This window comes from Streptomyces sp. NPDC043726, assembly GCF_056436565.1.
The window spans coordinates 495,618-520,276 of record NZ_JBWKCI010000006.1; the positions used below are offsets into that span (position 1 = coordinate 495,618).

General features: G+C 71.9%; 23 protein-coding genes. 12 read left to right on the plus strand and 11 right to left on the minus strand.

Features of this window, described 5'->3' with window-relative positions; translation table 11 throughout:
* Nucleotides 1-14: 14 nt before the first annotated feature.
* On the minus strand, nucleotides 15-1,817 hold the full coding sequence (locus AC068Z_RS20375) for an ABC transporter ATP-binding protein (protein WP_478557155.1): 1,803 nt from the start codon (nucleotides 1,815-1,817) through the stop codon (nucleotides 15-17).
* Between the two features lie 129 nt (nucleotides 1,818-1,946).
* Here AC068Z_RS20375 and AC068Z_RS20380 point away from each other — a divergent pair, with 129 nt between their 5' ends.
* Nucleotides 1,947-2,390, plus strand: coding sequence for a MarR family winged helix-turn-helix transcriptional regulator (locus AC068Z_RS20380; protein ID WP_478557289.1), 444 nt, complete (start codon nucleotides 1,947-1,949; stop codon nucleotides 2,388-2,390).
* A 255-nt stretch (nucleotides 2,391-2,645) separates the two neighbouring features.
* Here AC068Z_RS20380 and AC068Z_RS20385 read toward each other — a convergent pair whose 3' ends face one another.
* Nucleotides 2,646-4,262: a peptide-N4-asparagine amidase gene (locus AC068Z_RS20385; protein WP_478557157.1), complete on the minus strand. Its 1,617-nt coding sequence runs from the start codon at nucleotides 4,260-4,262 to the stop codon at nucleotides 2,646-2,648.
* 340 nt (nucleotides 4,263-4,602) lie between these two features.
* Here AC068Z_RS20385 and AC068Z_RS20390 point away from each other — a divergent pair, with 340 nt between their 5' ends.
* The 4 genes from AC068Z_RS20390 (at nucleotide 4,603) to AC068Z_RS20405 (ending at nucleotide 9,593) form a co-directional block, all read left to right on the plus strand.
* Nucleotides 4,603-6,441 (plus strand): ABC transporter transmembrane domain-containing protein, encoded by a 1,839-nt coding sequence (locus AC068Z_RS20390; protein WP_478557159.1) that lies wholly within the window; start codon nucleotides 4,603-4,605, stop codon nucleotides 6,439-6,441.
* Nucleotides 6,438-8,255, plus strand: coding sequence for an ABC transporter ATP-binding protein (locus tag AC068Z_RS20395; protein ID WP_478557161.1), 1,818 nt, complete (start codon nucleotides 6,438-6,440; stop codon nucleotides 8,253-8,255). Before AC068Z_RS20390 ends, AC068Z_RS20395 begins: the two co-directional genes overlap by 4 nt.
* 576 nt (nucleotides 8,256-8,831) lie before the next feature.
* The gene (locus tag AC068Z_RS20400) at nucleotides 8,832-9,302 is read left to right on the plus strand and encodes a DUF5709 domain-containing protein (RefSeq protein WP_478557163.1); all 471 of its coding nucleotides are present in this window, start codon (nucleotides 8,832-8,834) and stop codon (nucleotides 9,300-9,302) included.
* A 30-nt stretch (nucleotides 9,303-9,332) separates the two neighbouring features.
* Entirely contained in the window at nucleotides 9,333-9,593 is a 261-nt protein-coding gene (locus AC068Z_RS20405) for a type B 50S ribosomal protein L31 (RefSeq protein ID WP_478557165.1), read from the plus strand.
* Between the two features lie 23 nt (nucleotides 9,594-9,616).
* Here AC068Z_RS20405 and AC068Z_RS20410 read toward each other — a convergent pair whose 3' ends face one another.
* Nucleotides 9,617-10,411 carry a metal-dependent hydrolase gene (locus AC068Z_RS20410; RefSeq protein ID WP_478557167.1) on the minus strand — a complete coding sequence of 265 codons (795 nt, stop codon included), beginning with the start codon at nucleotides 10,409-10,411 and terminating at the stop codon, nucleotides 9,617-9,619.
* Between the two features lie 145 nt (nucleotides 10,412-10,556).
* Between AC068Z_RS20410 and AC068Z_RS20415 the strand changes: the two genes are divergently transcribed.
* Both AC068Z_RS20415 and AC068Z_RS20420 read left to right on the plus strand, forming a co-directional pair.
* Nucleotides 10,557-13,070 (plus strand): DEAD/DEAH box helicase, encoded by a 2,514-nt coding sequence (locus AC068Z_RS20415; protein ID WP_478557169.1) that lies wholly within the window; start codon nucleotides 10,557-10,559, stop codon nucleotides 13,068-13,070.
* Between the two features lie 19 nt (nucleotides 13,071-13,089).
* Nucleotides 13,090-13,959 (plus strand): acyl-CoA thioesterase, encoded by an 870-nt coding sequence (locus AC068Z_RS20420; RefSeq protein ID WP_478557171.1) that lies wholly within the window; start codon nucleotides 13,090-13,092, stop codon nucleotides 13,957-13,959.
* A gap of 2 nt (nucleotides 13,960-13,961) precedes the next feature.
* Here AC068Z_RS20420 and AC068Z_RS20425 read toward each other — a convergent pair whose 3' ends face one another.
* Together AC068Z_RS20425 and AC068Z_RS20430 are read right to left on the minus strand one after the other, a co-directional pair.
* Nucleotides 13,962-14,852, minus strand: coding sequence for a DUF6397 family protein (locus tag AC068Z_RS20425; RefSeq protein ID WP_478557173.1), 891 nt, complete (start codon nucleotides 14,850-14,852; stop codon nucleotides 13,962-13,964).
* Nucleotides 14,853-14,978: 126 nt separating this feature from the next.
* Nucleotides 14,979-15,392: a roadblock/LC7 domain-containing protein gene (locus AC068Z_RS20430; protein WP_478557175.1), complete on the minus strand. Its 414-nt coding sequence runs from the start codon at nucleotides 15,390-15,392 to the stop codon at nucleotides 14,979-14,981.
* Between the two features lie 97 nt (nucleotides 15,393-15,489).
* Between AC068Z_RS20430 and AC068Z_RS20435 the strand changes: the two genes are divergently transcribed.
* Nucleotides 15,490-15,918: a PPOX class F420-dependent oxidoreductase gene (locus AC068Z_RS20435; RefSeq protein ID WP_478557177.1), complete on the plus strand. Its 429-nt coding sequence runs from the start codon at nucleotides 15,490-15,492 to the stop codon at nucleotides 15,916-15,918.
* 20 nt (nucleotides 15,919-15,938) lie between these two features.
* Here AC068Z_RS20435 and AC068Z_RS20440 read toward each other — a convergent pair whose 3' ends face one another.
* From AC068Z_RS20440 to AC068Z_RS20460, 5 genes are all read right to left on the minus strand, one after another.
* Nucleotides 15,939-16,544: a GTP-binding protein gene (locus tag AC068Z_RS20440; RefSeq protein ID WP_478557179.1), complete on the minus strand. Its 606-nt coding sequence runs from the start codon at nucleotides 16,542-16,544 to the stop codon at nucleotides 15,939-15,941.
* A gap of 171 nt (nucleotides 16,545-16,715) precedes the next feature.
* Complete coding sequence (locus tag AC068Z_RS20445) at nucleotides 16,716-17,129, minus strand: DUF742 domain-containing protein (RefSeq protein WP_478557181.1); 414 nt, start codon at nucleotides 17,127-17,129, stop codon at nucleotides 16,716-16,718.
* A 22-nt stretch (nucleotides 17,130-17,151) separates the two neighbouring features.
* A complete protein-coding gene (locus AC068Z_RS20450) occupies nucleotides 17,152-17,625 on the minus strand; it encodes a roadblock/LC7 domain-containing protein (protein ID WP_478557183.1) in 474 nt (157 codons plus the stop codon).
* On the minus strand, nucleotides 17,622-20,141 hold the full coding sequence (locus AC068Z_RS20455) for a sensor histidine kinase (RefSeq protein WP_478557185.1): 2,520 nt from the start codon (nucleotides 20,139-20,141) through the stop codon (nucleotides 17,622-17,624). The genes AC068Z_RS20450 and AC068Z_RS20455 overlap by 4 nt, the downstream gene beginning before the upstream one ends.
* 43 nt (nucleotides 20,142-20,184) lie before the next feature.
* A complete protein-coding gene (locus tag AC068Z_RS20460; RefSeq protein WP_478557187.1) occupies nucleotides 20,185-20,958 on the minus strand; it encodes an MHYT domain-containing protein in 774 nt (257 codons plus the stop codon).
* A gap of 173 nt (nucleotides 20,959-21,131) precedes the next feature.
* On the opposite strand from AC068Z_RS20460, the gene AC068Z_RS20465 reads away from it, so the two are divergent.
* Nucleotides 21,132-21,731, plus strand: a complete 600-nt coding sequence (locus AC068Z_RS20465) for a class I SAM-dependent methyltransferase (protein ID WP_478557189.1) — start codon at nucleotides 21,132-21,134, stop codon at nucleotides 21,729-21,731.
* Nucleotides 21,732-21,734: 3 nt separating this feature from the next.
* On the opposite strand, the gene AC068Z_RS20470 is transcribed toward AC068Z_RS20465, so the two are convergent.
* The gene (locus AC068Z_RS20470; RefSeq protein WP_478557191.1) at nucleotides 21,735-22,490 is read right to left on the minus strand and encodes an alpha/beta fold hydrolase; all 756 of its coding nucleotides are present in this window, start codon (nucleotides 22,488-22,490) and stop codon (nucleotides 21,735-21,737) included.
* 103 nt (nucleotides 22,491-22,593) lie between these two features.
* On the opposite strand from AC068Z_RS20470, the gene AC068Z_RS20475 reads away from it, so the two are divergent.
* The 3 genes from AC068Z_RS20475 (at nucleotide 22,594) to AC068Z_RS20485 (ending at nucleotide 24,648) form a co-directional block, all read left to right on the plus strand.
* The gene (locus AC068Z_RS20475) at nucleotides 22,594-23,118 is read left to right on the plus strand and encodes a PadR family transcriptional regulator (protein WP_478557193.1); all 525 of its coding nucleotides are present in this window, start codon (nucleotides 22,594-22,596) and stop codon (nucleotides 23,116-23,118) included.
* 131 nt (nucleotides 23,119-23,249) lie between these two features.
* Nucleotides 23,250-23,546: a hypothetical protein gene (locus tag AC068Z_RS20480; protein WP_478557195.1), complete on the plus strand. Its 297-nt coding sequence runs from the start codon at nucleotides 23,250-23,252 to the stop codon at nucleotides 23,544-23,546.
* 136 nt (nucleotides 23,547-23,682) lie between these two features.
* Nucleotides 23,683-24,648 (plus strand): hypothetical protein, encoded by a 966-nt coding sequence (locus AC068Z_RS20485; RefSeq protein ID WP_478557197.1) that lies wholly within the window; start codon nucleotides 23,683-23,685, stop codon nucleotides 24,646-24,648.
* Nucleotides 24,649-24,659: the final 11 nt, after the last annotated feature.

Genomic DNA, 24,659 nt, shown 5'->3' on the forward strand with positions numbered 1-24,659 from the left:
AACCCGACATATCGTCATCTTGTCGGCTCCAGTCGGGCGTCCCTGCGGACCAGCGCCGCGTACCGCCCCTCCCGCTCCAACAGCTCCTCGTGCGTACCGCGTTCGACGGCCCGCCCGGAGTCCAGGACCACGATCTGGTCGGCGCCCCGAATGGTGGACAGGCGGTGGGCGATGGTGATCGTGGTGCGGTTGGCGGACAGCGCGTCGATGGCCTCCTGCACGGCGTGTTCGGTCCGGGTGTCCAGGGCACTGGTCGCCTCGTCCAGGACGAGGACCGGCGGGTCGCGCAGGATCGTGCGGGCGATGGCCAGGCGCTGTTTCTCGCCGCCGGAGAAGCGGTGTCCGCGCTCGCCGACCACCGTGTCGTAGCCGTCGGGCAGGGACGCGATGTGGTCGTGGATCTGGGCCGCCTTCGCCGCCGCCCGCAGCTCCTCGTCGGTGGCGTCCGGCTTGGCGAAGCGGAGGTTGTCGGCGACCGAGGCGTGGAAGAGGTACGTCTCCTGCGAGACGACGCCGACCGCGCGGGCGAGGGTGTCGAAGTCCAGGTCACGGACGTCGACCCCGTCGAGGGTCACCCGGCCGCCGGTGACGTCGTACAGCCGCGGCACCAGGTGCCCTAGCGTGGACTTGCCCGCTCCGGTCGGGCCGACGACCGCGAGGGAGCCGCCCGAGGGGACGGTGATGTCGACGCCGTCGAGGATGGGGGCGCCTTCACCGTCGTAGCGGAACTCGACGTTCTCGAACCGGATCTCGCCCTTGATCTCGTGGAGGCGCACCGGGCGTTCCCGTTCGGTGATGTCTATGGGCAGGTCGAGGTATTCGAAGATGCGCTGGAAGAGGGCGAGCGAGGCCTGGATCTGGACGCCGGTGCCGAGCAGGCTGACGGCCGGCCGGAACAGGCCCTGCTGGAGCGAGACGAAGGCGACGACCGTGCCGATCGAGACCTCGGGGCCGCCGATCTGCAGGGCCATGCCCGCGGTCCAGTAGATGACGGCGGGCATCGCGGCCATGACGATCGTGATGACGGCCATGCGCCAGCGGCCCGCCATGTTCGAGCGGACTTCCAGGTCGACGAGCTGCTCCGACTCGTCGGCGAAGGCGCGGGTGAGGGAGTCGGAGCGGCCCATCGTGCGGCCGAGCAGGATGCCGCTGACGGAGAGCGACTCGGTGACCGTGGCGGCCATCGCGGCCATCTGCTTCTGGCGCTGGGTGGTGATCTTCTTGCGTTCGTTGCCGACCCGGCGGCTGATCCACACGAAGACCGGGAGGAGCAGCAGGGAAACGGTGGTCAGCCGCCAGTCGAGGGCGAGCATCGCGATGATGGTGGCGATCACGCTGGTGGCGTTGGAGACCAGCGAGGTGGCGGTGGACGTGACGGTGGCCTGCATGCCGCCGATGTCGTTCCCGATGCGGGACTGCACCTCGCCGGTGCGGGTCCGCGTGAAGAAGGCGAGCGACATGCGCTGGAGCCGGCCGTAGACGGCGGTGCGCAGGTCGTGCATGACGCGCTGGCCGACGGTCGTGGAGATCAGGGTCTGCAGCACGCCGAAGACGCTGGTCAGGACGGCGCTGAGGATCATGCCGAGGGCGAGCAGGCTGAGCAGCCCGGTGCGGCCCTCGGGAATGGCGACGTCGAGGATCGCCTTCAGCAGGAACGGAGTGGCGACGGACACGAGCGAAGCGGCGCCGACCAGCAGGCCGACGACGGCGAGACGCCCCCGGTAGGGGCGGAACAGTCGCAGGATGCGGCGCACCTGCCGGGGCTCTTGCCTCTCTTCGGCCGGCGGTGTCCAGGCGGGTTCGTGATCGGGGTGCATGGGCTCCTACGGAGGGGGTTCGGTCGGGACGGAGTGAGCGTAGCTCATTGTTACCTATACTCACAATGAACGGCGTCCTGATATTGTTCCCGCATGACCACCCCCGATCCGGTGACTTCCTCCGACCCGGTGAACACCCCCGATCCCGAAGGCCTGCTCGCCGAGCAGCTGCTGCGGTTCACCCGGCGCGTGCACCGGATCCAGAAGCGGCACATAGAGCTTTCGGGGCTGGGCGTGACCCCGGCCCAGTCACGGCTGTTGCGCACTCTCGCGCACTACCCCTCGCCGCCCCGCATGGCCGACCTCGCCGAGCGCCTGGAAGTGGTCCCCCGGGCCGTGACCTCCCTGGTCGACGGCCTGGAGGCGAGCGGCAAGGTGCGCCGGGTACCGGATCCGACCAACCGGCGCGTGATCCGCATCGAGCTCACGGAGGAGGGCCGCGCGTCCCTGCGGGAGCTGCACGCGGCACGACGAGCCGCGGCACGGGAGATCCTGGGACCGCTGACCGATCTCGAGCGCGAGGTGCTCGGGGCGCTGCTGGACACGCTGGTGGACGGGGACGGGCGCTGCTGAGGCGTGCGGGCGGCAGGCGTACGGGCCGCTCCACGCCAGGCACGCCAGGCACGCCAGAGCACGGTCTTCGGTACGCGACGACAGCCGGCGCGCTCCAGCGTCCAGCGACCTGCGACCTGCGACCTGCGACCTGCGACCTGCGACCTGCGCTATTGAGGCATACGCGACGCAGACCTGCGCCACTGGCCGGTGGCGGCCGCCGCTCCGGGGCGTCGGAGCGGCGGCCGTGCACTCCTGGACTCGCCGCGGGCCCGGTCAGCAGCGCAGGCGATCCTCCGTCAGCACACCCTGCGCGGTGGCCAGCGAGCGGTCGTAGCAGCCGCCGGGCGCCTGCGAGCCGTAGAGCCGGTAGCGCTCACTGGACGTGCCGACCGCGTGCCGCTGGTCGCGCGGGACGTTGACGGTCCAGGTCGCGTCGCCCGTGTACCTGTCGTCGAGCGTGGACCAGGCGGTCCGGCGGCCGTCGCGCGTGGTGACGGAGGTGGCCCGGTCGCCGAGGGTCAGCACCGTGCGCAGCCGGTCGTCCGCGCCGAGGGTCGTGGTGCCGTCCATCTCGTACGTCCGCTGCGTGCGCGTCGTCCTCGCCGGTCCCCGTCCGTCGACCGTGACCGACTCGTCGTCACGCCAGGTGGCGTCGAGTGCGTCCATGGTCTCGCCGTCGGTCCAGCGATGGACGGAGAAGTGCGCCAGGGAGCGGCGGACGGTGGTGGTCACGCGACCGTGCGAAGTGTCGAGGTATCCGGCCACGGTCAGCCGGTGCGCGCTGCGCGTGTCCAGCCGGTGCTCGGAACCGGGCGTGTACGTGGCGGAGTTGGCGAGTGGACCGGCGTCGTGCTCGGTCAGCTTCCCGGTCACATGTGCGCGGCCCTCGTCCTGCCAGACCAGGATGTTCACCGGGGCGCTCCAGCCCGGCCGCCCCTCGGGCAGTCCGGCCACGGACACCTCCACATGGTGCGGGCGGCCGTCGTTGAGGATCCCGGCGAACGGCGTCAGGTCGTACTCGATCGGCCTGACGTCGAAGGCACGCGGCCCCGGGACGACGTACCAGAGGAAGGGGTTGGACCATCCGCCGGTCCAGACGTGCGGGAACGGCGCGGCGACGCCCGCCAGTTGCCCGTCGACCCTGATCTGCACCTCACGGTTGGGCCCGTCGGCGGCCTGGCAGGAGTAGGGCGCGGAATCGGGCACCGTCAGATACCAGTACTCCTCGCAGCCGCCGCCGGATCCGGTGGCGTACACCTCGGCGATGATGCGTTCGCTGTTGCGCGGGGTGGTGAGGGTGGTTCCGTCGGCCCCGTCGGTCAATGGGAGCACTTGGTCGGGCGTGCTCGCGGGCCCGCCGGTGTAGAAGGTGAGGGTGACCTCGACGTCGATGACGCCGGTGTAGGTGTCGTTGACGACGTTTCCGATGAGCATCTCGACGTCCTGGCGCTCGCGGAGGGTGTCGCTGTAGCGCGTGACGTCCTTCTCCACGGACCACTCGATGCCGTCGGGCGAGGGCTGCGGGGTCGAGGTGCGGAAGATCTCGACGCCGCCCACGCTGACGTGGCCCAGTCGGTCGTACTGGCGGCCCTTGACCTCGCCGTCGAGGCGCAGCACGACCTTGTTCCAGCGCTCGCCGCAGTCGGCGGGCGGGGTGTAGGTGCCCCGATACGGGGTGAAGTCGCGGAACTGTGCTTCGGCGAGCGTCACCTGGCAGGACCGGGTGTCCGGGGCGGTGACGGGCGGGGCGGCCGTGACCGGGTCGTGCCAGTCGCTGCCGAACTCGGCGGGGACGTCGGCCGGTTGTGCGGACGCGGGGCTCGCTCCGAGGAGCGTGCTCGCCAGGAGGGTCGCTCCCGCGAGCATGGACATGGCGATCCGTCTCTTCATGGGCGTGTTCTACGGGGGGTTGCGGGCCCGCGCAATGGCACCTCCGACGACCCGCGGGGGCACTCGGGGACTCGCCTGCGCGGACGGCCTCGCGCCCGCCCTGTGTGGCGACCGGAGTCCCTGGGTCCGGTGTGGCCCCTGAAGGCAGCCGGATCGTTTCGCCTGTTACGGAAAACCGCTTGCCAGCGACCACGCTGCGACGCGAACCTGTCACGGTTTGCTGCCACTGCGCGCAGTGGACATCGCTTTCTCAGCCCGTTTCTCAACCCGCCTCTCAACTTGCCTCTCAGCCCGCTTCCTCAGCCCCCTTCTCATCCCCGATCCGAGCCACTGGGACGTCATGCAGATTCAAGACCTTCCGTATCCCGACCCGGGCGTCCCGGACGCCCGCTCGGGGCCCCGCTTCCTGTGGTGGCTCTTCCGCAATCAGCTCGGCGGACAGCTGAAGTCCCTGGCCTGGGGTCTGTTGCACTTCGCGTCCGTCAGCTCGCTGCCGTTCTGCGTCGGACTCGCCATCCAGGCCGTCGTGGACCGTTCCGGCGGCCGGCTCGCCCTCGCGGGCGGGCTGATGGCACTGGCCTGCGTCGGCATCGCCCTCGGCGACACCTTCCTGCACCGCACCGCCGTCACCAACTGGATCACCGCCGCCGCCCGCGTCCAGCAGCTGCTGGCCCGCAAGGCCGCCCTGCTCGGCGCCGCGCTCACCCGGCGCGTCGCGGCCGGCGAGGTCGTCGCCGTCTCCACCGGTGACGTCGAGAAGATCGGCTGGTTCGTGGAGGCCGTCTCCCGGTTCACCGCCGCCGCGGTCACCATCGTGCTCGTCTGCGTCGGCCTGGTGCTCTACCAGCCCGCGCTCGGCGTCGTCGTCGCGATCGGCCTGCCGGTGCTGGCGCTCGCGGTCCTGCCGCTGCTGCCCCGGGCGACGCGGCGCGCGGACTTCCAGCGGGAGAAGGCGGGGCGCGCCACCGAACTGGCCTCGGACACAGTCGCCGGACTGCGCGTGCTGCGCGGCATCGGCGGCGAGGAGCTCTTCCTCGACCGCTATCGCCGCGCCTCCCAGGAGGTCCGCCACGCCGCCGTGCGCAGCGCCCGGATGTGGGCCCTGATCGCCGCGATCCAGGTGCTGCTGCCGGGGCTGCTGCTGATCGTGGTCGTCTGGTACGGCGTCCATCTCGCCCGGGACGGCCGCATCGCCGTCGGTGAGCTGGTCACCGCCTACAGCTCGATCATGCTGCTCACCTACCCGCTGCGGCACTTCGAGGAGATCGCCATGGCGTACTCCTTCTCCCGGCCCTCCGCCAAGCGGGCGGCGCGGGTGCTGTCACTGGAACGCGCCACGGACTCGGACGGTTCGCGTGCCGGGCAGGACGTGCCCTCCGGCGACCTGTACGACCCGGCCACCGGACTCCTCGCGCCCGCCGGCCGGTTCACCGCCGTGGTGTGCGGCGACCCCGACGCGGCCGGGCGGCTGGCCGAACGGCTCGGCGGGCACCCCGCGGAGCCCGGCACGTCGGTACGCCTGGGCGGAGTGCCGCTGGACGAACTGCCGCTCGACAGCGCGCGCACGGCCGTCCTGGTCCAGGACAAGGATCCGGTGCTGCTGTCCGGCACGCTCCGCGAGCTGTTCGACGTGCCCCAGTCGGGCGGGGTCGGCGCGGCGGAGGCACTGGCGGCGGCGCAGTGCGAGGACGTGCTGGCGGCGCTGGCCCAGGGTTCGCTCGACGTGGCGGACCCCATGGACGCGCTCATCACCGAACGCGGCCGCTCCCTGTCCGGCGGCCAGCGCCAGCGCCTGGCCCTCGCCCGGTCCCTGGTCACGGACCCGGAAGTGCTCGTCCTCGACGAACCGACGTCCGCCGTCGACTCCCACACCGAGGCACGCATCGCGGGCGGTCTGCGGGATCTGCGCGCGGGCCGCACGACCGTGGTGTTCACCTCCTCACCCCTGCTGCTGGACCGCGCGGACCGCGTCGTCCTCGTCGACGACGGCGAGGTCACGGCCGTGGGTGTGCACCGGGAGCTGCTCCACAAGGAGCCGCGGTACCGGGCCGTGGTGACCCGGGAGACGGACGAGGAGGCGGCGGCACGGGACGGCGCGGCGAGTTCCGACGGGAGTTCCCGGCTGAGCGACGGGGCGGCGGCACTGCACACCCTGGAAGAGATCGAGGAGAGCGCATGATCGGCGTGGCGCCACCGGCCTACGACCCCGCGGCCCCGACGACGGCGAACACGCTGCCCGTCGGCGCCCCGGCCACCGTACGCGCCTACGTGACCGAACTGTTCCGCCGGCACCGCCGGGCCTTCCTGATCCTGATCGCCGTCAACACTGCCGCCGTCATGGCCTCCATGGCCGGACCGTGGCTGCTCGGCGACCTGGTCGAGCGGGTGTCGGACAACGCGCGCGAGCTCCACCTGGAACTCACCGTCTCGCTGTTCCTCGTCGCGCTCGTCATCCAGGCGGTGTTCGTCCGGGAGGTACGGCTGCGCGGGGCGATACTCGGTGAGCGCATGCTGGCCGACCTGCGCGAGGACTTCCTCGTCCGGTCCGTCGGACTGCCCCCGGGCGTGCTGGAGCGTGCCGGAACCGGAGATCTGCTGTCCCGGATCACCACCGACATCGACCGGCTCGCCAACGCCATGCGCGAGGCCGTGCCCCAGCTGGCCATCGGCGTGGTCTGGGCGGCACTGCTGCTGGGCGGTCTGGTGATCACCGCGCCGCCGCTGGGCGCCGCCGTGCTCATCGCCCTGCCGCTGCTGGTCACCGGCTGCCGCTGGTACTTCAAGCGGGCACCCTCCGCCTACCGCTCGGAGGCCGCCGGGTACGCCGCCGTGGCCGCCGCGCTCGCCGAGACCGTGGACGCCGGGCGCACCGTCGAGGCCCACCGGCTCGGCGAGCGCCGCATCGAGCTGTCCAAGCAGCGCGTGAAGGAGTGGACGGCCTGGGAGCGCTACACGCTCTGGCTGCGGTCGATCCTCTTCCCGGTCATCAACATCACCCACGTCACCGTCCTCGGCTCGGTCCTGATGCTCGGCGGTGTCTTCGTCCTCCAGGGCTGGATCGACGTCGGCCAGCTGACCACGGGCGCGCTCATCGCGCAGATGCTCGTCGACCCGGTCGGCCTGATCCTGCGCTGGTACGACGAGCTCCAGGTCGCCCAGGTGTCGCTGGCCCGGCTGGTCGGCGTCCGGGACATCGAACCGGAGGCCGGGGACGCCTCGCTGGCCCCCGAGGGCCGCGACGTGCACGCCGACCGGGTGCACTTCGGCTACCTCGCCGGGGTGGACGTCCTGCGCAAGGTGTCCCTGGAGGTGGCCCCCGGCACCCGGCTGGCGCTGGTCGGCCCCTCCGGCGCGGGCAAGTCGACGCTGGGCCGCCTGCTCGCCGGGATCTACGCGCCCCGCGAGGGCCGCATCGCCCTCGGCGGTGCCGAACTGTCCCGGATGCCGGCGGAGCGGGTCCGCGAGCACGTGGCCCTCGTCAACCAGGAGCACCACGTCTTCGTGGGTTCCCTGCGCGACAATCTGCTGCTCGCCCTCCCCCACTCCCGCCTCCCGTCGAGCGCGGGGGCGTCGGAGGACGCCGTCGACGCCGAGCTGTGGGCGGCGCTCGAGGCCGTCGACGCGGACGGCTGGGCCCGCGCCCTCGACGAGGGCCTGGACACCGAGGTCGGCTCGGGCGGCTTCGCGTTGACCCCGGCGCAGGCGCAGCAGATCGCGCTGGCCCGCCTGGTGCTGGCCGACCCGCACACGCTGGTCCTGGACGAGGCGACGTCCCTGCTCGACCCACGGGCCGCCCGCCATCTGGAGCGCTCCCTGGCCCGCGTCCTGGACGGCCGCACGGTCGTGGCCATCGCCCACCGCCTCCACACCGCCCACGACGCCGACGTCATCGCCGTCGTCGAGAACGGCCGCATCAGCGAACTGGGCAGCCACGACGACCTCGTCGCGGCGAAGGGGGCGTACGCGGCGCTCTGGCGGTCGTGGCACGGGTGACGGCAGCGGGTGCGCCGGGCTGGAGGTGCGGGTCGGGCTTGAGCGGGTAGGGCAGGCCTGGCCGGGGCGGGCGGGTGCCCCGGGTGGGCCCCCGCCCGTCGGCCGACGTGGCCCCGGCGGGGCCGGGTGGCCGCCCGGCGCGCCGAGCACGCACGGAACCAATCGGTCCGGCAGCCGGCCGCACAGGTACGCATCAGAACGGACCCCCGACCGGCCACGCAGGCACCCGCGGGACCGCCCCGGCGACCAGCCGCTCAGGCGCCCACCGAATCGGCCCGGCAACCGGCCCCGCAGGCGTCCACCCAGCCGCCACCGTGGGCGTTCGGCCCCGCCCGTCCGCCCCGAGGCGACGGGGGATTCACCCGGCCGGAAGCCAGGTCCCGGAGGTGTCCCTGCCACGCCCCGGACCCGTGCCGTTGCGCAGGGGTGAAAAGGGGTGGAAGGCTGGATAGCGGCACCGGTTCGGGGAGCGCCCGGGAAGCCTGCGGCTCGCGCCGTGCACAGCCTGTGCCCCGCGCGCCGGCCCGTCGTCGATCGCGATGTCGACGGGCCCGTCCCCTTCACCAGGAGGTACCCGTGAACAGCGCCGACGGATGGGGTGACGACGTCTACCAGCCCGACTCGTCCGACGTTCAGGACGACGCGGGGCTGCTCGACGCCGAGGACACCCTGGACAACGACGGCGTCGGCGACCCTCTCGACCGCGGATGGTCCCCGCCGGATCGACCATGGGCGGTGGAGCGCGCCGGAGTGACGGCCGCGGAGCGCCGGCAGGGCGAGACGCTGGACCAGCGGCTCGCCGAGGAGGTGCCGGACCTCGCCACCCCCGACGGCGACGGCCTGGGCGACTCCTCGGAGACCGACGGCGAACTGCTGGACAACGAGGTCGGCGCCGCCCGCTCCGGCCGGCTCGTCGCCCCCGACGAGGGCGCCCACGAGGACGAGGAGAGCGCGCTGGTCGCCACGGACGTCGGTATCGACGGTGCCGCGGCCTCGGCCGAGGAGGCCGCCATGCACATCGTCGACGAGGACGCCCTGTCCGGCTGATCCCGCCGCCCCGGCACCCGAGGAGCCTTCATGCAGCAGGACAAGCACCCCGACTACCACGCGGTCGTCTTCCGGGACCGCGCCGCCGGGTACGCCTTCCTCACCCGGTCCACCGCGACCAGCGGCGAGACCATCGAGTGGGACGACGGCGAGACCTACCCGGTCGTGGACGTGGAGATCTCCTCCGAGAGCCACCCCTTCTACACCGGCAAGGCCCGCACGGTGGACTCCGAAGGCCGCGTCGCCCGCTTCGAACGCCGCTACGGCGGGGCCGGCGCCGAGGGCGCCTGAGGGGCTCACCCCGCCGCGCTCGCTCAGATCACGTTGAGCGCCGCCGCGCAGCCCACTCCCCCGAGCAGCATGAACGCCGGCATCAGCACCTTCAGCTCCACCCAGCTGCCCGCCCGGAACCGCATGAACTTCGGCGGGCCGATCGGGTACCAGCGCTTGCGGCCCAACGGGATCGGCCACAGGATCGGGCAGCCCGACACCGTCAACGCGTCCCCGATGTCGTGCACCAGCGCGCCCAGCACGACCGGCAGCCCCAGCCACAGGTACTCCTGGCCCGGCGCCGTGAACAGCCAGTCCGCGCCGTTGCCCGGCTTGTCCAGCACCCCGGCCAGGATCCAGGCACTGGTCGCCGCCAGCAGCCAGACCAGGACGTCGCTGCTGGAGCCCCGCGTCGCCCGCCACAGCAGACCCTCGATGGCGAGCACCATGTGCGCGAAGAGGATGCCCAGCACCGCCCACCGGCCCCCGGTGATCGCCAGCACCGAGGCGCCCGCCCCGATCAGGACCGCCCACAGCCAGGTGTGCGTGAGCGTACGGTGACCGCCGGAGCGACGCGCGTCGCCCGGCTTCTTGGTGGCCTTGTAGACGGCGTAGGAGAGCTTGTCCACGATCTCGCACAGCCCGCGCGAGAGCGGCCCGAAGGCCCGCGAGATGGTGGCGGCCTTGTGGTCGAGGTCCGGGGCCAGCGCCGCTCCGGCGCAGATCAGGGCGCCGACCAGGACGACCGGCCACGGCATCGGGTGTCCGGCCGCCGCGGCCGCCGCCCCGACACCGAGCCAGGCCGCGGCGCCCGACAGTGAGTGTGCTGGTCCCATCATGGCCGTTGCCCGCCCCATTCCTCGTGTGCCGCTGTCCAGTTGACGATGTGCGTTGACGTGTCGTCGGCGACACAGCGTAGCGTTCGCGATCTTCAGACCGGCAGCCGATTCCCCTGACAGCCGGGAGGCCAGGCAAGATGGGTGCGTGACCCTCATCGATCAGCTGCCGCAGACCGCCGACCCCGACGCCCTCTACGAAGCCTTCGAGTCGTGGGCCGAGGAACGCGGTCTGACTCTCTACCCCCACCAGGAGGAGGCGCTGATCGAGGCGGTGTCCGGCGCGAACGTGATCGTGTCGACGCCCACCGGCTCCGGCAAGAGCATGATCGCGGCGGGTGCGCACTTCGCCGCCCTCGCCCGCGACGAGGTCACCTTCTACACCGCTCCGATCAAGGCGCTGGTGTCGGAGAAGTTCTTCGAACTGTGCAAGCTCTTCGGCACCGAGAACGTCGGCATGCTCACCGGCGACGCCTCCGTCAACGCCGACGCCCCCGTCATCTGCTGCACCGCCGAGGTCCTCGCCTCGATCGCGCTGCGCGACGGCAAGCAGGCGGACGTCGGCCAGGTCGTGATGGACGAGTTCCACTTCTACGCGGAGGGCGACCGCGGCTGGGCCTGGCAGATCCCCATCCTGGAGCTTCCCCAGGCACAGTTCATCCTGATGTCGGCGACCCTCGGCGACGTCTCGATGTTCGAGCAGGACCTCACCCGGCGCACCGGCCGCCCGACGGCGGTGGTCCGCTCCGCGACCCGTCCGGTGCCGCTGTCCTACGAGTACAAGCTCACACCGCTCACCGAGACGCTGACCGAGCTGCTGGAGACCAAGCAGGCGCCGGTCTACATCGTGCACTTCACCCAGGCGCAGGCCGTCGAGCGGGCGCAGGCGCTGATGAGCATCAACATGTGCACGCGCGAGGAGAAGGACCAGATCGCCGAGCTCATCGGCAACTTCCGCTTCACGACCAAGTTCGGCCGCAATCTCTCCCGCTACGTCCGCCACGGCATCGGCGTCCATCACGCCGGCATGCTGCCCAAGTACCGCCGCCTGGTGGAGAAGCTCGCCCAGGCCGGCCTGCTGAAGGTCATCTGCGGCACCGACACCCTGGGCGTCGGCGTCAACGTGCCCATCCGCACGGTGCTGTTCACCGCGCTGACCAAGTACGACGGCAGCCGCGTCCGCACCCTGCGCGCCCGTGAGTTCCACCAGATCGCCGGTCGGGCCGGGCGGGCGGGCTTCGACACGGCGGGCTTCGTCGTCGCCCAGGCGCCCGAGCACGTCATCGAGAACGAGAAGGCGCTGGCCAAGGCCGGCGACGACCCGAAGAAGCGACGCAAGGTCGTCCGCAAGAAGGCGCCCGAGGGCTTCGTCGGCTGGACGGAGAACACCTTCGAGAAGCTCATCTCCTCCGACCCGGAGCCTTTGACGTCCCGCTTCCGGGTGACGCACACCATGCTGCTGTCGGTGATCGCCCGGCCGGGCAACGCCTTCGAGGCGATGCGGCATCTGCTGGAGGACAACCACGAGCCCCGCAAGCAGCAGCTCCGGCACATCCGGCGGGCGATCGCCATCTACCGCTCGCTGCTGGACGGCGGCATCGTCGAGAAGCTGGACGAGCCGGACGCCACCGGCCGGATCGTCCGCCTGACCGTCGACCTCCAGCAGGACTTCGCGCTCAACCAGCCGCTGTCCACCTTCGCGCTGGCCGCGTTCGAGCTGCTGGAGCCGGAGTCGCCGTCCTACGCCCTCGACATGGTGTCCGTCATCGAGTCCACCCTGGACGACCCGCGGCAGATCCTCGTCGCCCAGCTGAACAAGGCCAAGGGCGAGGCCGTGGCCGCGATGAAGGCCGACGGCGTCGAGTACGAGGAGCGCATGGAGCGCCTCCAGGACATCAGCTACCCCAAGCCCCTGGAGGAGCTGCTCTTCCACGCGTACAACACGTACCGCAAGAGCCACCCCTGGGTCGGCGACCACCCGCTGTCCCCGAAGTCGGTCATCCGGGACATGTACGAACGGGCGATGTCCTTCACCGAGTTGGTGTCCTTCTACGAGCTGGCCCGCACCGAGGGCATCGTGCTGCGCTACCTGGCCAGCGCCTACAAGACCCTCGACCACAACATCCCGGACGACCTGAAGTCCGAGGACCTCCAGGACCTGATCGAGTGGCTGGGCGAGATGGTCCGCCAGGTCGACTCCAGCCTGCTGGACGAGTGGGAGCAGCTCGCCAACCCGGAGGAGATGACCGCCGAGCAGGCCCAGGAGAAGGCGGACGAGGTCAAGCCGGTCACCACCAACGCCCGCGCCTTCCGCGTCCTGGTCCGCAACGCGCTCTTCCGCCGGGTCGAGCTCGCCGCCCTCGACCAGGTCGAGGAGCTGGGCGAGATGGACGCCGACGCCGGCTGGGACGCGGACGCCTGGGGCGAGGCCATGGACAAGTACTGGGACGAGTACGACGACCTCGGCACCGGCCCCAACGCCCGTGGCCCCAAGCTCCTGGTGATCGAGGAGGAGCCGGCGAACCGCCTGTGGCGGGTCCGTCAGATCTTCGACGACCCGAGCGGGGACCATGACTGGGGCATCAGCGCGGAGATCGACCTCGCCGCCTCCGACGCGGAGGGCCGCGCGGTGGTCCGCGTCACCGACGTAGGCCAGCTGTGAGCACAGGAGAATCCCACCCATGACGACGAATCCGGCCGAGAGGCTCGTCGACCTGCTCGACCTGGAGCAGATCGAGCTCAACATCTTCCGTGGCCGCAGCCCCCAGGAGTCCCTCCAGCGGGTCTTCGGCGGCCAGGTGGCGGGCCAGGCACTGGTCGCAGCCGCGCGAACCACGGACGGCGACCGTCCGGTGCACTCGCTGCACGCGTACTTCCTGCGCCCGGGCCGGCCGGGAGTGCCGATCGTGTACCAGGTCGAACGGGTGCGGGACGGGCGGTCGTTCACGACACGCCGGGTCACCGCCGTACAGCAGGGCCGCACGATCTTCAATCTCACTGCCTCCTTTCACAAGCCTGAGCAAGGGAGCTTCGAGCACCAGCTGCCGCCGGCCCGCGAGGTCCCGGACCCCGAGTCGCTGCCGACGGTCACCGACGAGATCAGGGAGCATCTGGGCGCGCTGCCAGAGCAGTTGGAGCGGATGGCACGCCGCCAGCCCTTCGACATCCGCTATGTGGACCGGCTGCGCTGGACGCCCGAGGACGTCAAGGACGCCGAGCCGCGCAGCGCGGTGTGGATGCGGGCGGTCGGTCCGCTCGGCGACGACCCGGTCGTGCACACCTGTGCGCTGACCTACGCCAGTGACATGACCCTCCTGGACGCCGTACGCATCCCGGTCGAACCCCTGTGGGGCCCGCGGAGCTTCGACATCGCGTCGCTGGACCACGCGATGTGGTTCCACCGGCCGTTCCGCGCGGACGAGTGGTTCCTGTACGACCAGGAGTCGCCGATCGCCACGGGTGGGCGCGGTCTGGCCCGCGGGCGGATCTACGACCTCCAGGGACGGCTGCTGGTGTCCGTCGTCCAGGAAGGGCTGTTCCGCGCGCTGTGAGGTCAGGCGCTTCTGCGGCGCAGCCAGCCGAGCAGGCGGTGCCGGGCCTCCCCGGGTTCCGGCGCCACGGCAACGGGCTGCGCCGCGGGGTCGGCTGACCGTGCCGTGGGACGCGGCGCGGGCCGATGGTCGCGCGCCTCCTGCATCGCCCGGGTGAGGTCCGCGCGCAGCCAGCCGATCTCGTCCGCGTCGTCCGCCGTCATGATCCGCTCGCACCGGTGCGCGGCCGGTGAGCCCGGCGCTCCGTGCGTCGGCGGTCCGGGCCGGAAGCGGTTCAGGTGGGAGCGTTCGTAGGGGTCGGGGACGATCTCCGCGATCTGGACGGGGTCGAGGAAGGCGGCCACGGCTCCGGCCTGTTGCCAGGGGTCCTCGGTTTGCCGCAGCAGGAATCCCAGGTGGCGTCCGCGCCAGTTGCGTGGGCGCAGGTCCAGGCCGGCCTCCAGTTGATCGCGCAGCCCCTCCGGCGTGCGCGCCTTCAGTAGCGGGACGTTCTTCTCGTCGGCCGCGAACCGCCGTAGCTCCTCGGCCAGATACATCCAGACGACGGTCCGGTAGCGGTTGAGGTAGAAGGACACCGGCACGACCAGGCCCAGGCGGGCGAGGCGGGTGAACCGGCCGGCCGACACCTGCATCAGGGCCGCGCCCTCGGTGGTGCCGACGGCCTTCACTCGTTCCAGCAGTGCCTCGGGGAAGCCCTCTCCCGCACGCAGGCGCTCGATCTCGGAGCGGACGACGCGGCGGGCGCCGCCACCCCCTCCTTCGTCGGGCACGGTCCTGATGTGTCCGAGGTGGACGGCGAGGTCGAATTCACGCCGTTTCAGGCCCAGTTCCCGCGCCGCGTGTCCGGGCGTGCAGGAACTGCCCGGCCGTCCGGTGATGGTGTCGCCTGCCATGGTCGATCTCCCCCGTGGAGTCGGATGCTCACGCTGTGTGCGTTCGCCGTGACAGAACCGTAGCCAATCCGGCGGACCTTGAGGTGAGCCTGTGGATAACTCCACGAGGAACAGAGGACGTGCAGGTCAGAGGTCTGTGAGGGAATCCCGTTCGGGCATCCGGGCGTCGACCGCGAGGTGCTCGCCGACCCGGTTGACGAGCAGGGTCATCTCGTAGGCGATCTGGCCGATGTCGGCCTCCGCGCCGCTGAAGACGCACAGGCAGCTGCCGGATCCGGCAGCGGTCACGAACAGCACGGCGTCGTCGAACTCGACCATCGTCTGTCGCACTCTGCCCGCGCCGAAGTGGTGGCCGGAGCCCTTGGCGAGGCTGTGCAGCCCGGAGGAGACCGCGGCCAGATGCTCCGCGTCCTCCCGGCGCAGCCCCGTGCTCGCACCCGTCACCAGGCCGTCGTTGGACAGCACCAGTGCGTGCCGCACATGCTCCACACGCTCCGTCAGATCGTCCAGCAGCCAGCCGAGTCCTTGATTCTGCGCCATGTCCCGTCTCCCCGTGCGACGTCTCCCCCCTGGCCGGGGGAGGATCTGCTCGCCAGCCTTCCGGACGAGTCGGGCTCCGGGCAAGGAGGATGGGGACATGGCACGCAAGATGACCGACAGGGAGTGGCGGGAGTTCGTCTCGCACGGCACTCGCACCGCCAAGTTGTCCACGGTCCGGGCGGACGGAAGTCCGCACGTGGCCCCGATCTGGTTTCTCCTCGACGGGGACGAGGTGGTGTTCAACACCGGTGGCACCAGCGTGAAGGGGCGCAACCTCGCCCGTGACGACCGGGTCGCGCTGTGCGTGGACGACGACCGGCCGCCGTTCGGCTTCGTGGTGATCCAGGGCAAGGCCCGAATCTCGGAGGATCCGGGCCCGCTGAGGCATTGGGCCGCCCGGATCGGTGCCCGCTACATGGGCGAGGAGCGGGCCGAGGAGTTCGGTGCCCGCAACGGAGCACCCGGCGAACTCCTCGTCCGGGTGGCGATCGAGAAGGTGCTGGCGCACCAGGGCGTCGCGGACTGAGCGGGTCGCGAGGTCATCGGTCAGCTCACGGAGTCCAGCAGCCGGGCGGTGTGCATCCGCCCGGCGTACTCGACGAGCCGGATGAGGACTTCCTTCCCCGAGTCGCGGTCCCTGGCGTCGCAGAGCACGACGGGCGTTCCCTTGTCGAGGTCGAGGGCGCGTGAGACGTCGTGGGCACCGTAGGTGCGGGCGCCCGTGAAGCAGTTGACGGCGACCACGAAGGGGATGTGCCGGTGCTCGAAGTAGTCCACGGCGGGGAAGCAGTCCTCCAGGCGCCGGGTGTCGGCGAGGACGACCGCGCCGAGGGCTCCTTGGGAGAGTTCGTCCCACAGGAACCAGAAGCGGTCCTGGCCGGGCGTGCCGAAGAGGTAGAGGGAGAGGCCGGAGCGGATGGTGATGCGGCCGAAGTCCATGGCCACGGTGGTGGTGACCTTCTGGTCCACGCCGTCGGTGTCGTCGACCAGTTGGCCTGCCTCACTGAGGAGTTCCTCCGTGCGCAGCGGCCTGATCTCGCTGACCGCGCCGACCAGGGTGGTCTTGCCCACGCCGAATCCGCCGGCGACCAGGATCTTCAACGCCAGGGCGGCCGTCTCGCCGCCCGGGTCATCGGAGTGCTCGGAGACCATGGATCACTTCTCTCGGGAGTGCCGGCAACGGTCGACGTCGTCGGGTGTGCGCCGCTCGCTCACGGAACGTGTGTGTGCGGCTTCTGTGCGTGTGTGCGAAGGCAGCATCATGACAACTCCGGCGTCCAGCCGAGGGGTTCGACCGCTTTTTGCCCGGTTCTGAACTGTCATCTACAGGGCCCGCAACCCTTCGATCACTTCGCGCAGAATCCGTTCATCGGGGAGCTGCGCGGGCGGTACCGGGCGGCTGACGGTGACGCAGCCCAGTTCGAGGAGGTCGCCGAGGAGCACCCGGACCACGCCGACGGGAAGGTCGGCGCCCGCGGAGAGTTCGGCGACCGACTGTGTCTCGACGCGGCACAGGTCGATCAGGGCCCGGTGCTCGGGTCCGAGTGCGGTGTCGTCGTCGACGCCCGGCGCCCCTGCGTCCAGGGTGACGAGGGCGATCAGGTCGAACCGGACTCCGGTGGGCCCCGGCTTGGTGCGTCCGCCCGTCATGGCGTACGGGCGGACGAGGGGTCCGGCCTCGTTGTCGTACCACTGGCTGCCCGGCTCGCGCGGGGCGCCCCTCATGTCTTCGGTCATCTGTACGGGCCGCCTTCTCGCCTCAGCCCGCGGCGGGCGGCCGCGCGGCGACGCGCGGAGCGGTGTACAGGTGCTCGCCGACACGTTTCACCAGACGGGCCATCTCGTACGCCACGAGGCCGATGTCGGCGGTCACGGCGGTGAGGAGGGCGAGGCAGGAGCCGTCACCGGCGGCGGCCACGAACAGGAAGCCGTCGTCCATCTCCACCATGGTCTGGCGCACGCCACCGGCCCCGAAGTGCCGTCCGGCGCCTTTGGCCAGGCTGTGGAAGCCGGAGGCGACCGCCGCGAGGTGTTCGGCGTCCTCGCGGCGGAGGTCGGTCGACGCGCCCACGGCGAGTCCGTCGTTGGAGAGCACCACCGCGTGGCGTACCTCGTGCACGCGCAGCACCAGGTCGTCCAGCAGCCAGTCGAGTTCGCCGGACCTCCCCCGCTCTCGGCCGCGCTCGCGCGGGGGGACCCCCACGCCGTCCCTCATGCCGGGGTCCTGGATCATGTGGGATCTCCTTCGCTGATGTCGCTGCGCCCTGGGGAATCGAGGGCGGCACCGCGGCCGGGCTGCCGCCCGCCGCCGCGCGCCCAGCCGTCGCGGTACGCCGCCATGCGGTCCCGTACCAGCTCGGGCGTGCGCTGGTCGTCGCCCTGTGGGGCGGACGTGTGGGCCGGCTCCTCGGCGTGCGACTCGCGCAGTTGGGGGGCGAGGTTCGCCTGCCGCACGCGGCGCGGTAGGTCGTCGGAGCCGTCGGAGTCGTCGGCCGGGGGGCGGTGCAGTCGCAAGGCGGTGACTCCGGGGGGCGGGGGGTCGGTGGTGGCCGTCGCGGCCACGGCCACGGGGGCCACCAGCGCGGGCCGGTCGGCCGGTGCCTCCACCGGCTCCTGGTGGGCGGCATCGCCCGGCACGCGCGCGTACGTGTGGTCGGCGGGCCGGGGCGCCTCGGCGGCCTTGCGGGGGGAACGTTCCTCCGCTCCGCCGTGCAACAGGGCGGTGGGCAGCAGGACGACCGCGGTGGTACCGCCGTAGGGCGAGGTGCGCAGGTGCACCTTGACGTCGTGCCGGGCGGCGAGCCTGCTCACCACGAACAGACCGAGCCGGTCGCTGTCGAACAGGTCGAGCGCTTCGGACTGTTCGATGCGGCGGTTGGCCTCGGCGAGGGTCTCCTTGCCCATGCCGAGCCCCCGGTCCTCGATCTCGACGGCATAGCCGTTGCCGACGGGTTCGCCGGTGATGCGCACGCGCGTGTGGGGCGGTGAGAACTGGGCGGCGTTCTCGACGAGTTCCGCCAGGAGATGGGTGAGGTCGGCGACGGCGGCGCCGACGACGGCCGTCTCGGGCAGTTGCCGGACCTCCACGCGCGCGTAGTCCTCGACTTCGGAGACGGCGGCGCGTACGACGTTCGTCAGGGAGACCGGCATGCGCCAGGCGCGTCCGGGTGCGGCGCCGGAGAGGATGATCAGGCTCTCCGCGTGGCGGCGCATGCGGGTGGTGAGGTGGTCGAGGCGGAACAGGTCGCTGAGTTCGTTCGGATCGTCGGAGCGGCGTTCCATGCTGTCCAGCAGGCTGAGCTGGCGGTGCACCAGGACCTGGCTGCGGCGGGCGAGGTTGACGAACACCCCGGAGATGCCACTGGCGAGTTCCGCGCGTTCGACGGCCGCCCGCAGCGCGGCGCGGTGCACGGTGCTCAGCGCCTCGGCGACCTGCCCGGCCTCGTCCTCCGCGGGCGGTCCGGGCGGGGCCTCGGCGCGGACGTCGATCTCCTCACCCGCGCGGAGTTTGCGCATGGCTTCGGGGAGTTTGCGGCGGGCGATCTCCAGTGCGCTGTTGCGCAGGCTCACCAACTCGACGACGAGGCCGCGGCCGATGCGGACGGAGATCACCAGGGAGGCGGCGACGGCCGCGAGGCCGAGGAGGACGGCGGCTCCGGCCGGGGTGAGCAGTCCGCGGGTGAACGGGTCGGCCCGGTCCGCGACGCCACGCCCGGCGTCGGTCTCGATGATGCGCATCTCGTCCAGCACGCGCGCGTGTGCCCGGTCCCAAGCAGCCCGCGGTGCCGCGTCGACGGCCCGTGCTCCGGGCGCGGCGGCCAGGACCGCGTCCTCGGCGGCGCCCACGGCGGCGTAGTCACCGCCGGCGGCGAGCTTCCGCCAGGCAGTGCGCTCGGAGCCGCGCAGGTCGGCTACGGCGGCCTCGGTGAGCGTCCGGCGGGTCTCGACGGCGCCGGCGAACAGCCTCAGCCGCTGCCCGTCGAGCCTCCCGGCCAACCGCGCCCCGACGAGCACCGCGTCCTCTTGGGCCAACGCCTCTCCCGCGCGGGAGAATTCGAGCAGCACGCGCGCGTCTGAACCGAGCTCGGCGTCCTGGATCCCGGCGAGCGCGCCGCCGACGGGGAAGGCAGCCGCGATGGTCGTGGTGTACCGCTCGTAGGTCTGGTCCCAGCCCGCCCTGCCGTCGAGCACGGCGGTGCGCAGCGAGCCGAGCCGCTCGGCTCCGGCGACGAACTCCTCCAGCCGCTGGGAGACTCCGGCGGGCAGTTCCTCGGCGTCGGCGACGGTGTTGCCCTCGCCGAGCCGCAGTTCGGCGACCGCCTGGTCGGTGACTTCGGTGAGCTTCTTGTAGTCGCTGCCCGGCGCGGCGGCGGGATCGGTGGCGAGCCGCACGGCGGTCGCGCGCTCGGCCTGGAGGGCGGCGACGGCGGCCGCGACGGGGGTCCGGATCTCGGCGTCGACGCGTTGGACCTGCCGTAGCCCGGAGACGTCCTGCGCGGTGGTGACGGTGGCGTAGGCCCACAGGGCCAGCAACGAGACCACGGGCACCATCAGCAAGCAGACGATCTTGGCCCGCACGGTGCGTGGCCGTATCCGCCAGCCTCCGCGCGGGGGCGTGTCCTCCGGTATCGCGCTCGCGGCCTCGTCCGGGCCTTCGTCGGCGGGCGGTCCGGCGTGCGCGCGGCGGCCGCGCGCGGGCGGTGCGGGCGTCTCTGCGCCGGGTGCGGTGGTCCTACGGGGTGTGCGCATGGCCTCCTCGCTCAGAAGTGGTTCGTCGGTGCGGGCCCGCGGGCTAGCGGGCGGCGCTCTCGACCGGCCGCTGGGCGGAGGCGGAGGCCTCGCGCTCCCCTGTCGTCGGGGACAGGGCGACGAAGGCCGAGGTCAGGAAGAGATAGGACCCGAGGCCGACGGCGAGGGGGAAGATGAACTGCATCGCCGTGGCCCCGGGCAGGATGTCGCCGCCGGGTGTGACCCGCACGCTCACCGCGAACATCCCGGTGTAGTGCATGCTGCTCACCGCGGCGCCCATGATCAGGGAGGCGACGGTGACGGCGACGGGCGACTTGATGTTGAGCGCCGCCCACAGCGCCGCCGTCGCTGCGATGACGGCGATCAGCACGGAGAGTCCGACGAGGACGGGGTCGTAGTCCACATCGCCGTGCAGACGCACCGCCGCCATGCCCAGGTAGTGCATGCTCGCGACGCCGAGCCCGGTGGTCAGTCCGCCGAGGACGAGGGCGCGCGTGCGGTCGCGGCTGTAGCCGACGGCGAAGACGCCGGCGCAGACGACGGCCATGGCGACGAGCAGGCTCGCGATGGTGAGCGGCACGTCGTAGCGGATGTCGGTGCCGCTGACGCTGAAGCCCAGCATGGCGACGAAGTGCATGGTCCAGATGCCGGTGCCGAGGGCGGAGGCGGCGGTGACGAGCCAGTTGCGGCGCGAGCGGCCGGTCGCGCCGAGCGCGCGGACGGTGCAGCGCAGACCCAGCGCGGCGCCGATGCAGGCCATCGCGTACGACAGCGCGGGGGTCAGCCACCCCAGGGCGGCGTGGTCCAGGTGTCCCATGGCCCCGGGACGCTAGTCGGGGCACGGGCGCACAAAGGGGGCGCATTTCGAAAGGTGTTGGAATATGACACCAATGCCGCTATGAACGATCGCCTCGCGCTCGTACGTGTGCGCCGTGGCGTCATCCCTGTCGGTGAGCGCGTCACCCACGCGGTTGAGGGATCATGCCGAACATGAGCGACGACCACACACACGTCCAGGAGTTCTTCACCGCCCGCGCCGCCGACTGGGACTCCAGGTTCCCCGACGACGGTCCCGCCTACGCGGCCGCGGTCGCCGACCTCGGGTTGCGCGAGGGAGACCGCGTGCTCGACGCCGGCTGCGGCACCGGACGAGCCCTGCCGCCCCTGCGTGCGGCCGTGGGACCCGCGGGCGCGGTCATTGGAGCCGACCTGACCCCGGCCATGCTGGAGGCCGCCGTACGGGCCGGGAGGGACCGGGACGGGCAATTGCTGCTCGCCGACGTGGCCGCGCTCCCGCTGCGATCGGAGTCGCTGGACGCCGTGTTCGGGGCGGGACTGATCGCGCACCTGCCGCACCCGGAGGTGAATCTGCGGGAGTTGGCCCGCGTGGTGCGTCCGGGCGGCACACTGGCACTGTTCCATCCGATCGGCAGAGCGGCCCTCGCGGCCCGACAGGGGCGGCAGATCACCCCGGAGGATCTGCGCGCGGAACCCAACCTCCGCCCACTGCTGGCCGGTTCGGGCTGGCGCATGACGTCGTACGTCGACGAGGACGACCGCTTCCTGGCCCTGGCCGTACGGGAGGGCTGAGCCTCAGCAGCGTCCGGCGACCGCGGCCGCGAACGTGTCGGGGTTGTCGAACATGACGTTGTGGCCGGCGCCGGGCACGGTCACCACGCGCACGCCCGCGGCCTCCAGGGCGTCCCTGCCCTCCAGTTCACCACTGTGCTCGCCCTGGAGATACACGCGCTCGACCGGCAGACCTTGGAGAATGTCCCGCATCACGGGCTGCGAGCCGCGGATGAGGCCGATGGCGGTGCGGTGCAGGGCGCGCGGGTCGGCCAGCCGCATGGTGGCCGCCCACAGGGGGCCGACCTTCTCCAGCACGCGCGCGTAGGCGCTCTCGACGAACTCGTCCTCCCCGTAGGAGGCGATTCCGCTGCTGCCCGCGGTGGGCGGCGGGAAGGCGTCGAGATTGGCCTCCGTCAGGACCAGCCGCGAGACCAGCTCGGGTCGCCGGTGCGCGAGCACGAGGGCGACGGCGCCCCCCATGCTGTGCGCGACCAGCTCGGCGCCGGTCACTCCTGCCGCGTCCAGGACGGCCGACAGGGCGTCGGCGTGCTCCTTCAGCGTGTAGCCGAAGTGCCGAGGCCGGTCGCTCACGCCGTGTCCGGGCAGATCGACGAACAGGCTGCGTCGGCCCGCGAGTTCGGGGCGGGCCGCGATGTGCGCGTGGTACACGGACGACACCGACCCCAGCCCGTGCACGTACACGCGCGCGGGCTCCTCGCCGGGAGCCTCCGTCCACCGCACACAGCTCCCCTTGCCGTCGAACTCGGCCTGCTTCATCGCGTCGCCCTCCCCGTCCGGAATCGTCAGCCAGGACAATACCTCGGTTGCGATGTATAGCGGAAGCGATGCATGACCCGTGCGATTGCGCGAAGATGTGGCCATGCTGGAGCTCGCCATCCTCGGTTTCCTCTACGACGCCCCCCTGCACGGCTACGAGCTGCGCAAGCGCATCACCGCGCTCACCGGCCACGTACGCCCGATCGCGGAGAGCACGCTCTACCCGGCGATCAAGCGCCTGGAGAAGGCGGGCCTGCTGGAGCGCGCCACGGAGCCCGGCGCGGTGGCGGCCCCACGCCATGTGCTGACGCTCACCGAGGAGGGCGGACGGGAGCTGCGGCGCCGGCTCGCCGAACCCGTCCAGCGGGACATCACCGACGAGAACCGCTGGTTCACCGTGCTGGCCTTCCTCCGCCACCTGGACGACCCGGCGGCGCAGACGGCCGTGCTGCGCCGCCGGCTCACGTTCCTGGAGGAACCCGCGAGCTTCTTCTACGACGGCGACCGGCCCCTGAGCGCCGAGGAGTTCGACGACCCCTTCCGACGCGGCATCCTCACCATCGCGCGCGCCACCTCCCGGGCGGAACTGCACTGGCTCCGGGAGACGATCGCCTCGCTCGAGGAATGACGGCGTACTCGGCATCCAGCGGGTACTCGGCAGTCCTTGACCGGGCCGTCCCTCTTCTGCCGCCGGAACTCCAACTCTACGTTGAATAGCAGGAGATGGACTGGCAGCCGCGCAGGGGGAAGGTGGTCAGCATGTTCGGCAGGGTCCGACAGTCCTGGGGCAGAGTCCTGGAGGCATGGCGCACGGAGTCGGGCGCCGATCAGGACAGGCGTACGCACAATCTCTTCGAGGCAGCCGCGGCCTACGTCTCGGCCTGCGCCGAGGACGACCAGGAGCGCATCGACGAGGCCGCGGGATGGGTGTCGCCGGAGGCGCTGTCGTTCGGGGTGAACGAGCTGGCGTGCCGGGCCGTCATCGCCCTCGCGCGGGAACGCGACGAGTCCCCCGGCACGGTCGCGCGGGACCTCCTCGGGCTTCCGGCGGCCTGAGCCGCCCGGCGACAGAGGTCGTTTTCACCCCGTCCAGCCGGAAAACTGCAGCTCCGGGTGGGCTGGGGAGTCGTGACAAGGGCCTTCCCCTCGCACTAGGGTGCGCGCCGATGGACGAACCGATGGGGAGGCTGGGATGGCCGGGACGGACGAGGGCGCCGTCGCCGCCGAGGACGACGCGCTGTATGTGCTCACGGCGGTGCTGCTGACGCCTGCGAAGTTCCCGAGCGTGCTGGGCGACGACTATCCGGAGGCCTGCGCGGCGCTCGGCCTCGCGCCGCTGGCCGACGGGTACGGTCTGGTGCTCGGCCAGGACGGGGACGGCGCGCGATGGACGGTCGTCATCGACGATGTCTCGCTGGTCGCGGTCGCCATCGCGTCCTGGGACTGCGGCATGGAGTACGACCTGTCGCCGGACGAGCGCACGGTGGTCGCGGCCCTGCCCGGCTGGCCCCTGGCGGTCGCCGTCGCGGCCCCCAACGTGCCCCCGCCGCACGACCCCGCCCCCGACGTCGCCGAGGGCCCGCCCCTGACGCCGCCGGACACCTCAGTCTGGGGGCCCGCTCAGCGCAGGCTGGGCGCGGACGAGATCGCCCTTCAGTGGGCGGTGTGGCGCGAGCAGATCGACGACTCGGACTTCCCGAACCCCGGGGGCGGGTCCGAGGCGGCCGAGGGTCAGGAGACGGCGCAGGAGCCCGCGGAGACTGCCGAGGCGCCGGACACTTCAGCGGCCTCGGGGGGTTCAGCGGCCTCGGGGACTGCGGAGGCTCCGGGGACTTCGGAAGCTTCGGGGATGTCGGAAGCTTCGGCGGGCGGGGGTGCCAAGCCCAAGGGGCACAGCGGCATCCGCCGGGTCCTCGCCGAGGCACGCGCGTACGTGGACACCCCGCCGCCTCTCGGGCGGGTCCGGTCCGCCTTCGCGTCGGGAGAGGCCCGCACGCTGCGCGCCGACGGTCCCGGCTGGTCGCTCGTGGCCAGGACCGACGACATCGCGTTCGTGCTGCTCGACGACGAGCCCGGCGAGGTCCTTCCGGTGGGCCGGGGGCCGGAGCTGCCGGGCCTGCTGGAGGCGCTCGACAAGATGGCCGTACGCCCCAGCTGAGGCCGCGCGCA